15 protein-coding genes and 1 pseudogene are annotated in these 14,432 nt (G+C 61.6%); 9 read left to right on the top strand and 7 right to left on the bottom strand.

The window, feature by feature from the left end; genetic code table 11:
- Window positions 1–176 precede the first annotated feature (176 nt).
- Window positions 177–449, top strand: coding sequence for a hypothetical protein (locus J0663_RS17640; protein ID WP_207241688.1), 273 nt, complete (start codon window positions 177–179; stop codon window positions 447–449).
- A 3-nt stretch (window positions 450–452) separates the two neighbouring features.
- Here the strand turns inward: J0663_RS17640 and J0663_RS17635 are convergent, their stop codons facing one another.
- Complete coding sequence (locus J0663_RS17635) at window positions 453–1,298, bottom strand: class I SAM-dependent methyltransferase (protein ID WP_207241687.1); 846 nt, start codon at window positions 1,296–1,298, stop codon at window positions 453–455.
- 167 nt (window positions 1,299–1,465) lie between these two features.
- Between J0663_RS17635 and J0663_RS17630 the strand changes: the two genes are divergently transcribed.
- From J0663_RS17630 to J0663_RS17620, 3 genes are all read left to right on the top strand, one after another.
- Window positions 1,466–1,639: a hypothetical protein gene (locus tag J0663_RS17630; RefSeq protein ID WP_207241686.1), complete on the top strand. Its 174-nt coding sequence runs from the start codon at window positions 1,466–1,468 to the stop codon at window positions 1,637–1,639.
- A gap of 64 nt (window positions 1,640–1,703) precedes the next feature.
- Window positions 1,704–3,092 carry a sensor histidine kinase gene (locus J0663_RS17625; RefSeq protein ID WP_207241685.1) on the top strand — a complete coding sequence of 463 codons (1,389 nt, stop codon included), beginning with the start codon at window positions 1,704–1,706 and terminating at the stop codon, window positions 3,090–3,092.
- A gap of 2 nt (window positions 3,093–3,094) precedes the next feature.
- Complete coding sequence (locus tag J0663_RS17620) at window positions 3,095–3,718, top strand: response regulator (protein WP_207241684.1); 624 nt, start codon at window positions 3,095–3,097, stop codon at window positions 3,716–3,718.
- A 48-nt stretch (window positions 3,719–3,766) separates the two neighbouring features.
- On the opposite strand, the gene J0663_RS17615 is transcribed toward J0663_RS17620, so the two are convergent.
- Window positions 3,767–4,270 carry a hypothetical protein gene (locus J0663_RS17615; RefSeq protein ID WP_207241683.1) on the bottom strand — a complete coding sequence of 168 codons (504 nt, stop codon included), beginning with the start codon at window positions 4,268–4,270 and terminating at the stop codon, window positions 3,767–3,769.
- Window positions 4,271–4,578: 308 nt separating this feature from the next.
- On the opposite strand from J0663_RS17615, the gene J0663_RS17610 reads away from it, so the two are divergent.
- The 5 genes and pseudogenes from J0663_RS17610 to J0663_RS17590 all read left to right on the top strand — a co-directional run bounded on the left by J0663_RS17610 (window position 4,579) and on the right by J0663_RS17590 (window position 6,779).
- Window positions 4,579–5,052 (top strand): hypothetical protein, encoded by a 474-nt coding sequence (locus J0663_RS17610; RefSeq protein ID WP_207241682.1) that lies wholly within the window; start codon window positions 4,579–4,581, stop codon window positions 5,050–5,052.
- Window positions 5,053–5,063: 11 nt separating this feature from the next.
- A complete protein-coding gene (locus tag J0663_RS17605; RefSeq protein WP_207241681.1) occupies window positions 5,064–5,465 on the top strand; it encodes a GFA family protein in 402 nt (133 codons plus the stop codon).
- Window positions 5,466–5,516: 51 nt separating this feature from the next.
- Window positions 5,517–6,296: pseudogene (xth, locus tag J0663_RS17600) on the top strand (exodeoxyribonuclease III); the annotation flags it as partial.
- Window positions 6,297–6,360: 64 nt separating this feature from the next.
- Window positions 6,361–6,591 (top strand): hypothetical protein, encoded by a 231-nt coding sequence (locus tag J0663_RS17595; RefSeq protein WP_207241680.1) that lies wholly within the window; start codon window positions 6,361–6,363, stop codon window positions 6,589–6,591.
- A gap of 5 nt (window positions 6,592–6,596) precedes the next feature.
- A complete protein-coding gene (locus tag J0663_RS17590) occupies window positions 6,597–6,779 on the top strand; it encodes a hypothetical protein (RefSeq protein WP_207241679.1) in 183 nt (60 codons plus the stop codon).
- Between the two features lie 11 nt (window positions 6,780–6,790).
- Here J0663_RS17590 and J0663_RS17585 read toward each other — a convergent pair whose 3' ends face one another.
- The 5 genes from J0663_RS17585 to J0663_RS17565 are packed head-to-tail and all read right to left on the bottom strand — an operon-like array spanning window position 6,791 to window position 14,432.
- Window positions 6,791–8,875: an FAD-dependent oxidoreductase gene (locus J0663_RS17585; RefSeq protein ID WP_207241678.1), complete on the bottom strand. Its 2,085-nt coding sequence runs from the start codon at window positions 8,873–8,875 to the stop codon at window positions 6,791–6,793.
- A gap of 13 nt (window positions 8,876–8,888) precedes the next feature.
- A complete protein-coding gene (locus J0663_RS17580) occupies window positions 8,889–10,058 on the bottom strand; it encodes a Gfo/Idh/MocA family protein (protein ID WP_207241677.1) in 1,170 nt (389 codons plus the stop codon).
- Window positions 10,059–10,082: 24 nt separating this feature from the next.
- Window positions 10,083–11,738 carry a GMC family oxidoreductase gene (locus J0663_RS17575; RefSeq protein WP_207241676.1) on the bottom strand — a complete coding sequence of 552 codons (1,656 nt, stop codon included), beginning with the start codon at window positions 11,736–11,738 and terminating at the stop codon, window positions 10,083–10,085.
- 9 nt (window positions 11,739–11,747) lie between these two features.
- A complete protein-coding gene (locus J0663_RS17570; protein ID WP_207241671.1) occupies window positions 11,748–13,301 on the bottom strand; it encodes a GMC oxidoreductase in 1,554 nt (517 codons plus the stop codon).
- 15 nt (window positions 13,302–13,316) lie between these two features.
- Window positions 13,317–14,432, bottom strand: coding sequence for an ABC transporter ATP-binding protein (locus J0663_RS17565; RefSeq protein WP_207241670.1), 1,116 nt, complete (start codon window positions 14,430–14,432; stop codon window positions 13,317–13,319).

The raw sequence follows: 14,432 nt of genomic DNA, 5'->3' as shown, positions 1-14,432 counted from the left end.
TCGATACGGCCTTCTTGCCGCTGCCAAACCAACTAGTTGGGGACTGGGTCGTTCCAGGCCCCGGACCTCGGTCTGACGGATCCCGGGCTTTGGTCTGGATTTCAATATTCGCTGCCGGCGCTATTGTCGGATCGAAGGGCCGCGGCATTGCGGGCTTGGACGAGAGACCTGGGGAAATGACACGATCCAACCGCCGGGAAGCTGGACGCAGGCGCCTGGCGATGCGTCTGCCGCAAATGCGGACGCTGATCATGAAGGCGCGAGACCCGTGGCAGCTGGAGCTTTTCGAGGCCTATCAGATGGCGGTCGAAGCGCGCGATCGCCTTCGAAGGCGGCGGTTCAATCTGAAGCTCGTGCGGGAATATGACGAGACCTGTGTCGAGATCGAACAGCATGTCGTCCGCGCGATGCACGAGCCTCCCTCCCCCAACTATTGCCTAATCCCTTAGAGGTCAGGGAGCACGGCCGGCGACGATCAAGGCGCTCATGCTGCCGGAAGGGTGGACACCGTGGCGCGACGCAACCCGCTCAGCGACCTCGTCAACAATTTCGGACATGCGCTCCGGCGCCCGCCATTCGATCTCCTCTCTGAGCGGCGAGCCTTGGCAGAAGGCCACCGCGACATCGTGTGGGGTGGCCGCAGCGGAGGTCAGCTTGACTCGGTTGCAGGAAACCGCCTCGAATCCCGCTGAAGATACGTCGGCCTTGATCGCGCGGGGGTCGAAGTAAGAATATGGCAAACGCCTCAGAAAATCCGGCGGGTCCGACGGGAAGAGACCGGCCAGACATTCGTCCACACATCTTGCGAAGTCGTTGGCCGCAAGTGAATCCCACGTGGAAAACAGCAAACGGCCTCCGCTCCGCAACACCCTCTTCGCCTCGCCGTAAGCTTTCGGCTTGTCCGGAAAGAACATGACGCCGAATTGGCAGGCGACGAGATCGAACATCAGGGGGGCGAAGGGCAAATCTTGCGCATCCGCGTGCATCCAATGCGTTCGCGACAACGTCAGGGATGGTGCGCCAACATCGATCATCGCCTGGCTGAGATCGGTGGCAACAATCTCAGCCGCCGGATCGAGCCTCGCGCGCAGGGCGCGCGTCAAGGCGCCGGTCCCCGCCGCTACTTCGAGCACGCTGACCGGTTTCGATCGTGCGGCGACGCTTGCCATCTCCGACGCATAGGGTTGGAAAAGCATGGGCACGAGAAGGGTTTGGTAAAGGTCGGCCACGCCTGACCCGAATGACGGGGCGGAGGTGGCATATGCGGCGCCGGCGCCGCCTTCGATGTTCTCGGACATTGTCACCAGAAGTCTCCAAATCCAACTCCGTCGAATTTGAAATATGGTTGAATCTGCTGTTGTCCACGGGGATGGACCAAGGTCCCAAGCCTCTTCGACCGAAGTCCCCCGAGGGGAACGGATGTCTGACGGCGTCGTTTTGAAACGGCAAAGAAGGAGACCCGCACATGCCCCGGAGTAACAGATCTCATGTGAATGACGCCTGGAATGCCTCCGTCATCGCCCTTGTTATCGTTCTGGCCGGCCTCCTCTATGTCTTCGGCGCCGCCATGTCAGGCGACAGCGGGTTGACCGAGAGCGTCAGAGGCGCCGAGATCTTCGATACAAGGAATCTGCCCTGATACTGTCTGGAAAAACTCTAAAGACGCTGTAGGTTAATCGGCAAAGTCTCATGCCGGTATCAAAATGAATTGGCTTCGCCGCTGGAATGCCCGATCACTCGCCTCCCAATTTTTCATCGCGGGTGGCTTGGTCTCGATCGCCGCCATGTTTCTGGTGGGCATTCTCGTGACCAATCTCATCGAGGACGCCGTCATCCATAATTCCGGCGCGGCGACGGCTCTTTACGTCGACAGCGTTGTGGCGCCGCTGCTTCCCGACATGCAAACGGAATCGCTGCTGGACGAGGGCAGCGCGCAGGCTCTTGACGAAACGCTCGGCCAAGGCGCACTCGGCAGGCGCCTTGTCTCGTTCAAGCTGTGGCGAAATGACGGCACCATCCTCTATTCGAACGAGAAGGAGCTGGTGGGTCAGAAGTTTCCGGTAAACGGCAAGCTGCAGAAGGCGTTTGCCGGGTCGCTCGTTGCGCGCTACGACGTCGCCGATGACCCCGAAAGCGGCGCCGAGCGTGCGCTGGGCAAGCCGCTGATGGAAATCTACAATCCGGTTCTCCAGCCGTGGTCCGGCCAGGCAGTCGCCGTCCTCGAATTCTACGAGACGGCGGAAGGCCTGAGGGACAGCCTGGCGCACGCCAGGCTGCAGAGCTGGGGGGCGGTCGCCGCCGTCACAGGGATATTTTTCCTGGTTCTCTCCGCTCTGGTGTTTCGGGGCAGCCGAACGATAGAAGCGCAGCGCAAGGATCTCAAAGAACGGGTCAGGGAATTGTCTGCGCTGCTGGCCGAAAACCGCAGGCTCCAGCGGCGGCTGCAGCGCGCCTCGCAGCGGGTGGCGGCGCTGAACGAAACATATCTGCGCAGCATCGGCGCCGATCTGCATGACGGTCCGGCACAGCACATTGCCTATGCTTCACTGCGACTGGACAGCGACTTATTGGTCAATGCATCCACCGAGCCCAAAGCGCGCGAAAAAGAACTTGCCTGGATACGCTCGAGCCTGGCCGAAGCCATGACGGAGATCCGCAATATCTGCAGCGGACTGGTGCTCCCGCAGATCGAAAAGTCCTCAATCACCGAGATCGTACTGCGGGTCGTCGAGGCGCATCAGCGCAAGACCGAAACCTTTGTCGAAACGATCATCGATGAGGATGGACCCGAACTCGCTACTGCCGTAAAGATCTGTATCTATCGCTTCATTCAGGAAGCCTTGAACAATGCCTATCGCCACGGCGGCGGCGTTCAGCAGACCGTAAAAGCCGTGTCGCATGACGGTCATGTTTGTGTCGAGGTCAGTGACCGCGGCGATGGTTTCGACCCGACGGCGGTAAGGCCGACAAGCCTCGGCCTCACGGGGCTTCGCGAACGTGTCGACAGCCTGGGGGGATTCTTCGATATCAAGACAGGCGAAGGCGGAACGACCGTGACCATGACCTTCGAGCCTATGGAAGCTGGAGACTAGAGATGACACCAATCACCGTCGGCGTCGTGGACGACCACCCGCTTTTTCGCGAGGGTGTAACGCGCAGCTTGTCGGAGATGAGCGATTTCGTGGTCATTGGCGAAGGGGCGAGCAGCGAAGACGCCGCCATGATCGCTTCGAACAACCGTCCCGACGTCATGCTGCTCGATGTCTCGATGCCCGGCGGCGGATTGGCTGCGATTGGCGACGTCCTGTCACGGAGCCCGACGACGAAAGTGCTGATGTTGACAGTATCCGAGGAGGTGGACACGTTGCTCGGAGCCCTGCAACAGGGCGCGATGGGCTACGTGCTCAAAGGTGTCGGCTCGCGTGGTCTCGCCGAAGCAATCCAGACCGTCCTCAACGGATCGCGGTATATCTCACCGACAATGTCGACGAAGGTCATGGAGAATTCCCTGCAAAACGGAAGCTCCGACAAGAACAGTCTGACACCGCGGGAACGCGAGGTGATGGATCTCGTCGCTCGGGGCCTTTCCAACAAACATATCGCCCTGCGTCTCGGCCTGCAGGAAAAGACCATCAAGCACCATATGACCCAGATTCTGAGCAAGCTTGGTGTTTCAAACAGGACCGAGGCAGCTTTACAATGGCGCGAACGGCATTAGCGCCGGGTCGAATTGCCGCCCAGACGGCTCGCCTTTCCGCATTTTGCTTTAGCGAAGGAAAAGGCTCAGCCGGCTTGCATCGCGCGCTGTCGCCTGCCGGCTTATGATCGTCCTGCCTTTCGAATCCTTCATGATATAGCGGCCGCTGCGCAGGCTTTCGGTGATGCCGTTCGCGTGGCGAACATTGATCGACCCGTCGGAGCCTGCGGTCGCTCTCGCTGCCGACCCTGCCGACGACGCGGCTGCCGAGGAAGAGGATCCCGCGTTGCTTTTGGAGTTTCCACCGCCGCTGTTTCCGGAACCACTATTGCCGCTGCTGCCGCCGCCGTTGCCACTCCCGCCGCTGTTGCCGCCACCGCCGCTGTTGCCGCCACCGCCGCTGTTGCCACCCCCATTGCCGTTCCCGTTATTGCCGTCTTTTGCCTGTGCGTATTTCACCGTCAGGATGCGAAGGGAGCCACCGAGGTCGATCGTCACCGGCGATGCGGCAGCCACGAGGGCCACGGCCGCGCTGCCGCCCAGTCTCAGAAAATCCCGTTTCGAGACAGTCATTCCATAGCCTCATTCATCCGTTCTTCGCCGTTCCTGCGTCTCTTAGGACGCATGAGAATTTTCGCCTTTTCGAAGACTAAATGCAACCGGACCTAAGTGCTACGAAAAGGCTGGACTTTGGTCCGGCCTCGCAGAACACCGTGTGGATGCGCACAAAATGCGAGCGATGTCATCGGCAAGCGCTGCCTTGGCGCGTCTATTCTCGGCTTTCTTGCAGAGGTGGCGCCGCATGAGACGCGGACGCAATTTTCTGGAACTTCTTTCTTTGTCATCGCTTTGATTGTCAAAGTGCAACAGAGGAAATCCCGATGCCAAATCCGAATGAATCGCCCGCCGTCCAGTCCATGCGAAAAGAGCAGGCAGAGCAGCGAAAACAGGCCCGGAAGGGCGAACTCGACAAAGCGATCGAAGACACGTTTCCGGCGTCCGATCCGGTCTCGGCCACCCATACCTCGATTCCCGCTGGCCGCAGCGACGTCGAGGCGGCCGAACGCGTGAAGCGGGAACCTGATCCGACCGCCCTTGACCAAGAGGATACGTTGGTCGATCAAGCTCTGCGGTCGACCGGGCATACTGTCGACCGCGAGGAGCTGCGCGCGCTTCAGAAGGAAGCCGGGCGGATCGCTGAGTCCGCCTCGCAGCTGGCTTCCGGAACAGCCCGGCTGGCAAAGGCGGAAGCGAGGAGCTTCGTCCAGGACATCGAGGATCGGATACGCCGACAGCCGCTGACGGCCGCAGCCATCGTCGCCGGCATCGCCTTCGTCTTCGGCGCGACGCGTTGAGGACGCCCGCCATGGCGACCCGATGGACCGGCGGCTGCCTGTGCGGATCCTGTCGATATGAATTCGCCGGCGATCCGCCGCATTCGGGATACTGCCATTGCAACATGTGCAAGAAGGCGACCGGAGGTCCTTTCGCAGTTCTCGTGCAGGCCCGGCTCGAGCGGCTCGTCTGGACGGAAGGTTCCCCGGCTGTTTACCGGTCGTCGCCCATTGCGACGCGCGGCTTTTGCGGCAATTGCGGGACGCCGCTCTTTCTTCAATATGACGACGATGAGCTGATCCGCGTGACGGTGGGTTCGCTCGATCACCCCGAAGGGATTCGACCGGCCGGTCATTACGGCGTGGAGAGCCGTCTTGACTGGGCCGACTGCGGGCGGGGACTTCCCGAGGAGGAAACTCAGGAGCGTTTCTAGGGCATCTCACCTAAAGGTTTCGATTATCGCCGGCACCGCCTCAGAGGTCTCATGAAGATCGCAACCTACAATGTCAACGGGATCAACGGGCGGCTGGACATCCTGCTGCGCTGGCTGAAGGAGGATGCCCCCGATGTGGCCTGCCTTCAGGAACTGAAGACGGACGACGCCAGCTTCCCGCGAAAAGCGATCGAACGGACCGGCTACGGCGCCGTCTGGCACGGACAGAGATCCTGGAACGGGGTCGCGATCCTGGCAAAGGGCAAGACGCCGATCCTGACCCGGCGCGGGCTTCCCGGCGATCCCGACGATACGCACAGCCGCTATATCGAAGCCGCCATCGACGGCATTCTGATCGGGTGCCTGTACCTGCCGAACGGCAATCCCTTTCCAAGTGCCAAATTTGAATACAAGCTCCGCTGGTTCCGTCGCCTGCACGCCTATGCCGCCGAACTTCTCGAGATCGAGGTGCCTTCCATCCTCGCCGGCGATTTCAACGTCATGCCAACGGAGATCGACGTCTACAAACCGGAACGCTGGCGAGACGATGCGCTTTTCAGGCCAGAAGTGCGCAAAGCCTATGCCCGACTCGTGTCCCAGGGCTGGACGGATGCCATCCGGCATCTGCATCCGGACGAACGCATCTACACCTTCTGGAAATACTGGCGGAACAGTTTCGAGCGCGACGCAGGACTTCGGATCGACCACTTTCTGCTCAGTCCGACGGTGGCGCCGTGGCTGCGATCGGCAACCGTCCGGAGAAAACCGCGAGGTTGGGAGCATACGAGCGACCACGCGCCTGTCATGATCGAACTCGAAGTTCCTGAAGCGAGAGTCCCAGGAGCCGGGGAACCGGCAATGGCGGCGGGAGTTAAGCATGAAAGGAGATTGTCCGATGCCAACCAAGTTCATCCCTGAGTCTGCAAAGATCCCGCCGAAGTCACTGAATGAGGACAGCCAGGACGACGAGCTGCCGGAAACCGACATCGACGACCAGCGCAAGCCTCCGGTCAACATTGGCAATAGCCGGAAAGCGGGCGGCCGTCCCACCGATGCCGATCCCGAAACAGGACGCGCCGATCCGAAAGATCGCATCCCTGCCCCGCAATTTTCCAATCGGAAGTGACGGCGATGAACGAAGGCAAAAACTACCTGAATACCGACGAGATCCCGGCCGAGGACCAGCGGTCGCCGAAGCCGGTTGAAGGAAAGGATCCACCGAGAAATGTGCGCAAAAGCGAGGAAGCCGTCGCCGAAGGTTCCGACGATACCGAACGTGTCCGGGTTCCGCCGCCGGTTCCGAATGCCGATTGATCGGCAGAGCTTCACTCGTCCGTCGCAAGGCCATAGATGCGGCCTGTCAGCCAGGCCGGCCAGTCCCGCTCGAAGAAGGATCTGGCGCTTTCATCGAAGCTGCGGTTCGGACGGGTTGAAAGCCTGATCTCGTCGCCATCGAGCCGAACGACGATCTGTTCCTCCCGGTGCGCCGGGCACTCCTCCCGGAAGCAATACTCCTGCAACGGACCAGAGCGTGCAAGCGGGAGGGATTCGCCTTGCACGTCGCATATGGCCCGGGCTCCACGGCTGCCGCCTCCGTTGCGGATGAAGTAGTCGAGCGCGCTGAGCACGGCTTCCGATGCCAGCGCCATATGCCGCCATTGCACGCCTCGAACCGCTTCCGCTCCGCGGCCGTAGAAGATGCCGTTGTCGCGAATTGCAGCATTTAACCTGCGCGCTTCGATCAAGGCGCCGCCCACACTTTCCTGATCGCAGAGGATGCCGGCCTTCTCGCTCATTCGCGCCTGCACTTCCGCGCGGATCGATTTGACGGTGAGCGGGCTTTCGACGCGGAGAGCGTCTTGAAGGGCGGCAATGCCTGCCTCCGCGGTCGCGGTGATATCCTCCGCTGTGGCCCGCTTCGCCCTGCCGCTTGCGCTGATGTGCTCCGCCGCCCTGGTGCCGAAGACCTGCCCGGCATTCAGCGCCGCGCCGCCCGGTCTGGTCACGCCATGCGTGCCTGCCGCCTCCCCAACGGCGTAACAGCCCCTGAGATTGCTGCGGCCCCAGGTATCGACCATGACACCGCCGTTCATGTGCTGGTTGTTGACCGCAAATTTGAGCGGCTCCTCGGCGATGTCGATCTTGTAGCGGCGATAGAGCTCGATCGCGAGCGGGTTCATGTGTTTCAACCGCTCGATCGGTTTGTCCTGATCGGCACCGGCCTTGCCGAGATAGAGGCGGACATCATCGTCCAGCCTTTCCAGGCTGAACGGTAGATCGCCCGGCACCGGCAGCGGATTGCGGTTGAAGTCCATGAAGACGCTCCGCCCTGCAGCGGTTTCGCGATAGACGGCGAGATCGACCAGGCTCGAGCCGAAATCGAGCATGCGCGTTGCGTGAAACGGCCACTGATAGCCCTTGCGGAAGACGTTCGAGGCAAGCTCCTGCGTACTGCGGTAATAATCACCCAGGAAGTGATGCTCGGCGCCTTCGGCATCGACCGAATAGATATGCGGGATCGCCTGGACGTAGGTGCCGGACAGATTCCACGGGAAGCCTTCCCTGCGCGTACCGATACCGAACTGGCTTTCGGTCAGGTTGACGAGCTCGATGCCCACCTCCAGTGCCAATCCGAGCGACCCAAAGCAGCCATTGGGATAGACGCTGTCGCGATAGAGTTCGCCCGGCCCGCCAGCCGCAAGCACAACCACATTGGTTGCGAACAGCGCGATGCCGAGCGGGTTCTTCTCCGTACGGTCCCCGGCGCGCATGACGAGGATGCCGACGACATGGCGGTCCGCCCCATCGCCCTCGGTGAGGATCTTGACCGCCGTCGTCTGGTTGTAGAACGGCACACCGAGCCGGATCGCTTCCTCGACGAGCACTTTGACCATCAGCCGTGAGGTGCGCGGGCCGCAACTGGTGGCGCGGCCGACCTCGTCGTGGTCGGTCTGATATCGCAGCGTTCCGCCCAGCGGGTCCTGCGGCAGCGGCAATCCCAAGAACTGCAGCGACGCCATCATGCGGGACGAGCCCACCGCCTCGACATAAGCCGTGTCTTCGTCCATGGCGCCGCCGCTGCGGATGGCGCGGGCCATCGCCTTGTAATTGTCGCCCTGATCGGCCGTGTTTGCGGTGTGAAGGGTCTGCTTGTCCGATCCCGAGCAGGCCGAAGTTCCGCCCCATGCGCTCTGGCTGACGATAACGACGTCATCGCCGCGCCGCTTCATTTCCACCGCCGCACGCAAACCTGCCGCGCCGGATCCGACGACGATGCAGCCGGCTCGGTAGATCGGCACATCGATGCCGGCGAGCCGGGCGACTGAGGCAGCGGCAGCCTCCGGCGCAAGCCGCGGCATGTCGACATCGGTCAGCGCATCGAGAATTTCCTGCGGAACGTCAATGGTCATTGGTGCATCACAATCAATTCAGCGGGATATCGACCCAACGTCTCTGCCGGGAAGACTCCATGCAGGCGTCGACGATCTGGCAGATATGGTGACCGGTATCGAATGTCGGCCACATCGGTTTCATTGCGACGATCGAACGGATGACCTCGGCCACCTCGATGATCTTGCTTTCGTTGTAGCCTATGCCGAAGTTCGGCAGCGGAAGGAAAGCGCGGAAGGTGGGGTTTTCAGGGCCGACATCGATCTCCCGGAAACCGCGTCGTCCGGTTTGGTCATCATTCGAATAGAAGCGCAGCCGGTTTATTTCGTCATAGGTATAGGCGATGCTGCCCTTCGTCCCGTAGACTTCGTAGGTCTGCATGAACTTGCGGCCGGTCGCGACTCGGCTGAAATCGACGATGCCGCCGGCGCCGTTTTCGAACCGGCACAGCAGGTTCGTCGCGTCGGGATTGGTGATATCGGCCCAGGTCTCGTTGCCCGTGAGTTTTACCTGCTCGCCATAAGCAAGGCCCTCGACAACGGGCCGGCGCGGGGTGACGATCAGATTGTCGGCGATCAGGGAACTGACGCGGCCGACCAGGAAATCCATGAAGCTGAAGATGTGCGATCCGGTATCGCCGACGATGCCGGTCGGGGCCAGCTTTCCGTCGGCGCGCCACATGAAAGGTGCCTTGGGATCACCATACATATCGACGTGCTGGCAGCCGCGGAACAGCTTGATCTCGCCGATTTCGCCGGACCGAATGATGTCCTTCGCCAGATCATGAACGGGATTGCGCGGAAAGGCGTGCCCGACGCGCGTAATGACACCCTTTTCCCTCGCGATATCGGCCAGTTCCCGCGCTTCCTCGGCGGTGTTTGCCAATGGCTTCTCGCAATAGACATGCTTGCCCGCCAGCAGAGCCGCCTTGGCCACCTGGTAGTGCAGATGATCGGGCAGGCAGATATCGATCAGATCGACCTCGGGATCGGCGACCGCTTGGTGCCAATCCGGAAGGATTTTTGCGCCAGGCGCCCTATTGGCGAGATCCTCGGCCGCCTTCGGGTTGCCTTCGACGAGAGCAACGATCCGCGCCGTCCCATCAGACACGCCGAAGAAATGTGGAAAGGTTTGATAGGCCATCGTGTGGACCTTTCCCATCCAGCCCGAGGCGCCAAGCACTGCAACTTTCACTTCAGACATCGTCGTTGTTCCTCTCGACAGGGCCTACCCGATTTCAGCGCGGGCCCGGGGCCGCGTATCGTTGCGTTCATAGGCGAAGATGGTGGATGGCAGCGGAGGCAGGTTCCGAATGAGATCCGATCCCTTTTCGCCGACCATGATCGTCGGAGCGTTCGTGTTGCACGAGGGTACGCGGGGCATGACTGAGGAATCGCAGACTCTCAGACCCTCCAGGCCGCGAACCTTGAGATCAAGCCCGACAACCGCATCAGCGCCGGTTCCCATCTTGCATGTGCCGACGGGATGATGGTCGGTCTTTGCGTTGACGCAGCCATAATCGAAAAGCTGTTCGTCGGTCATGACCTTCGGCCCGGGAAGCCGTTCGGCCAGGACAAAGGGCTTCAGCGCCGCCTGCTGCATGATCTCGCGCGCGATCTTGAGCCCCTCCAGGGACATGGTCCTGTCGTGGGGGTCGGACCAATAGTTGGGATCGATCAGGGGCGCGGCACTCGGGTCCGATGACGACAGGCGGACCGTCCCTCGCGAGCGTGGATGCAGATAGGCGGAGTTGAGCGTCACGCCCGCGTTCTTGAGCCGCTCGACTCCTGCCTCGATACCGGAGCCCAGGCCAAGATGGAACTGGATATCGGGAGACCGTGCATCGGGATCGGCGTACCAGAAGCCGCCCGTTTCGAAGAGCGACGATGCGACGGGACCGGTGCGGAAGAGGACATATTGTATCCCTGCCCAAAGCGTTCGGTGAAGCTTCGCCACGCCATCATAGGTATGATCGCCCGTGCATTCGGCGATGACGAAAAGATCCAGGTGATCCTGAAGGTTGCCGCCGACACCCGGCAGATCGTGAAGCACCTTGACGCCTACCGACTTGAGATGATCAGCCGGTCCGATGCCGGACTGCAAAAGGAGCTTCGGCGAGCCGATCGCGCCCGACGAAACCAAGACTTCGCGTTCGGCGCGCACGATCTCCGACCCGCGCGAGCTCCCGATCTCCACGCCGACCGCCCGCGTTCCCTCCAAGATGATGCGCGAGACGCGCGCGCCGGTGCGCACCGTCAGGTTCTTCCGGCCCTTGATCGGCGAGAGGTAGGCGAGCGAAGCCGATGAGCGGCGGCGATTGCGCTGCGTCAGTTGGTAGAAGCCTACACCGGCCTGCTGGCGGCCGTTGAAGTCGTGATTATACGGAATGCCGAGTTCCTGCCCGGCGCGGATATAGGCATCGCAGATCGGAAGCGGCGCAGCCGGCATCGAGACGCCGAGCGGACCGCCATAGGCGTGGTAGTCGTCGGCGAAGCGCTGGTTATCTTCTGCACGCTTGAAATAGGGAAGGATCGAACGGTAGTCCCAGCCCTCGCAGCCGTCTTCGCTCGCCCAGAGGTTATAATCGGCAGCATTCCCGCGGGTGTAGAGCTGAGCGTTTATCGATGAACCGCCGCCGATGACCTTCGCCTGCGTATAACGAAGCACCCTGCCCTTCATGTGTTTCTGCGGAACGGTTTCCCATCCCCAGCTGGCGACACCCTTCGTCATCTTGGCGAACCCAGCCGGCATGTGAAAGAGCGGATTCCAGTCGCCGCCGCCTGCTTCCAGCAAGAGAACGCGGATATCGGGATCTTCGCTCAACCGGTTTGCAAGCACGCATCCTGCAGGACCGGCGCCGGTGATGATGTAGTCGAATGCCATTTGACTTTCCTATTGCTGCGACCGCCCGGCAGGCGCCAGGTGTTCCGAACCCGGCACACATGTCTGCAAGTCCTTGGATGCAATGTGATCTGCAACGCGGAGCGCCTGGCTCGCGATTGTGAGCGCAGGATTGACCGCAGCCGACGTGGGCAGGAAGCCAGCATCGACGACGAAGAGGTTTTCGTGGTCGTGGGAACGGCAGTAAGTGTCCAGCGGCGCCGTCGCGGGGTCGTTGCCGATACGGATCGTTCCGCACTGGTGAGAAGGCGTGCGCTTGTCGAAAGGTCTCGAGAGCACGATCGGAAATCCGATCGATTTCAGAATGGCCTTCAGCTTGGCGACGAGCGCAAGATGAGCGTCCCAGTTGGTTCGCTGCCATTGGAGAATGATCCGGTCCCCCTCCACCATGACCCGGCTTTCCGGATTGGGAACATCCTCGCTCATCGCATAGAAGTCGACGGCATGGCTTGTAATGAAGCGCAGAAGCCATTCCGGCGCTTGTGGTAGAGAACCCTTCAGGACCCTTTCGGAGATGCGGCCGAGGAGCTGCACATTGCCGAGCGGCGGCCCTCCCTCCCCGTCAGAGAGATAGAAGTCGTTGAACGCAAAGGTCTTCTGGTAGATCGATGTATTTCTGAACCTCGGCGAAACCGCTATCACCGCGGACGCATTGTGGTTCATGAAGTTGCGGCCGACCTGGTCGGAAGAGTTCGCGAGCCCTCTTGGGAAGCGGTCGTTTTTCGAGCGCAGCAAAAGCACCGACGACTGGACCGCGCCGGCGGAAAGGATGATGAGCTTCGACGAAACGGTCACCGCCTTCCCATTTTTGACATAGGTCACGCGGTCGATCCGGCCGCCCACTCCCGTCTCGAGTTTCGTTACCCGAGCATTGGTTTCGAGGCTCACATTCTCATGTTTCAGTGCCGCCGCGAGAGCTGCGGTCTCGGCGTCCATCTTGCCGTCCCGTGCGTTCGGATGCGCATCCCACGGCGTTTTTGCCTTGGAGAGCCAGGCGTCCAGATCGAGGCCGAGCGGCAGGGAAAACGGATGCAGGCCCTTCCCCTTGAGCCGCGCCCTGACATCGGCGATCGGCGGCTCATCCGGAACGGCTGGATATTCGTAGGCGGCCGAATGGTAAGGTTCCGTAGGATCTTCACCGAGGTTGCCGCGCACCTGATAGAGATGTTCCGCCTTTGAGTACCAAGGCTCGAGAACCTCGTAGGGGAATGGCCAGGCCGGCGACACGCCTTCCCGGTGTTCGATGACGCCGAAATCCTCCTTCCGGTAGCGCGACAGCACGGCGCCGTAAAATTTCGAATTCCCGCCGACATTGTAGTAGTTGCCGGGATTGAAGCCCTTGCCGTCGGCTTCGTACCAGGTCTCCTTCGGCCGGAAGTGGCCCCGCTGGAAGATGGCGCGCTGGTCGCGATTGACGGCAAGATCGGCGATGTGGTCACCGGCTTCAAGGATCAGTATCCGAGCGCCGGTCGCGGCGAGCCCGGCGGCGACCGTGGAGCCGCCGACGCCGGAGCCGATGATGATTATGTCAGGTGAATTGCTCATCTTAACACCTGGACATCACGCGATCCGGGCCTGTGTTTCCGGATCGAAGAACACGGCCTTGTCGAGGTTGAAGGCGAGGCGCGTGTGCTGGCCTGGAGCGATGCCGGCATCGGCGCGCAGGCGGGCGACGACCTCCTTGCCACCGAGCTTGGTGACGGCGAAGGTGTCGGAGCCGGCCGGTTCGACGACCTCGATCAGGCAGTCGCCTTCGGTCAGCGAGCGGGCATTGCGGTCGGCGCCGTCGGGGTCGGTCAGCGCCTCGGGGCGGATGCCGAAGATCACCTGCCGGCCGGCATAGGAGGAAAGGCCGTTGGCGCCTGTCGTGACGGGCAGCGTCAGCGGGGCGGCATTCGGCCGCTCGAGCGAGACGGCAAGGCCGCCGGCGCCGTTTTCGACCGATGCCTTGACCAGGTTCATCGCCGGCGAGCCCATGAAGTCGGCGACGAACATGTTGGCGGGATTGTTGTAGATCTCGGCCGGCGTGCCGAACTGCTGGACGATGCCGTCCTTCATCACGGCGATGCGGGTGGCGAGCGTCATTGCCTCGATCTGGTCGTGGGTGACGTAGACGATGGTCTTGCCGGTCGCCTGGTGCAGCCTTTTGATCTCGATGCGCATGTCGACGCGGAGTTTCGCGTCGAGATTGGAGAGCGGCTCGTCGAACAGGAAGAGCTTGGGATCGCGCACCAGCGCCCGGCCCATGGCGACGCGCTGGCGCTGGCCGCCCGACAGCTGGCTCGGCTTGCGGTCGAGCAGATGGCCGATCTGCAGCACCTTGGCGACCTTGTCGATCGCCTGCTTGCGCTCCTCGGGCGGCACGCCGCGCATCTCCATGCCGAAGGCGATGTTGCCCGCCACCGTCATGTTCGGATAGAGCGCATAGGACTGGAACACCATGGCGATGTCGCGCTTGGAGGGATGCAGGCCGTTGATCGCCCGCCCGTCGATCCTGATCTCGCCCGATGTGATCGTTTCCAGCCCGGCAATGGTGTTGAGCAGGGTCGACTTGCCGCAGCCGGACGGGCCGACCAGCACGAGAAAGCCGCCCTTTTCGAGTTCGAGGTCGATCCCCTTGAGGATGTCGACGGCGCCGAAGCGCTTTCTGAGGCCGGAGATTTCCAGGAAAGCCAT

Source organism: Rhizobium lentis (assembly GCF_017352135.1).
In the GTDB taxonomy this organism is placed as follows: domain Bacteria; phylum Pseudomonadota; class Alphaproteobacteria; order Rhizobiales; family Rhizobiaceae; genus Rhizobium; species Rhizobium lentis.
Note: the sequence above shows the minus strand (reverse complement) of the source record. Positions and strands in the feature narration are given on the sequence as shown.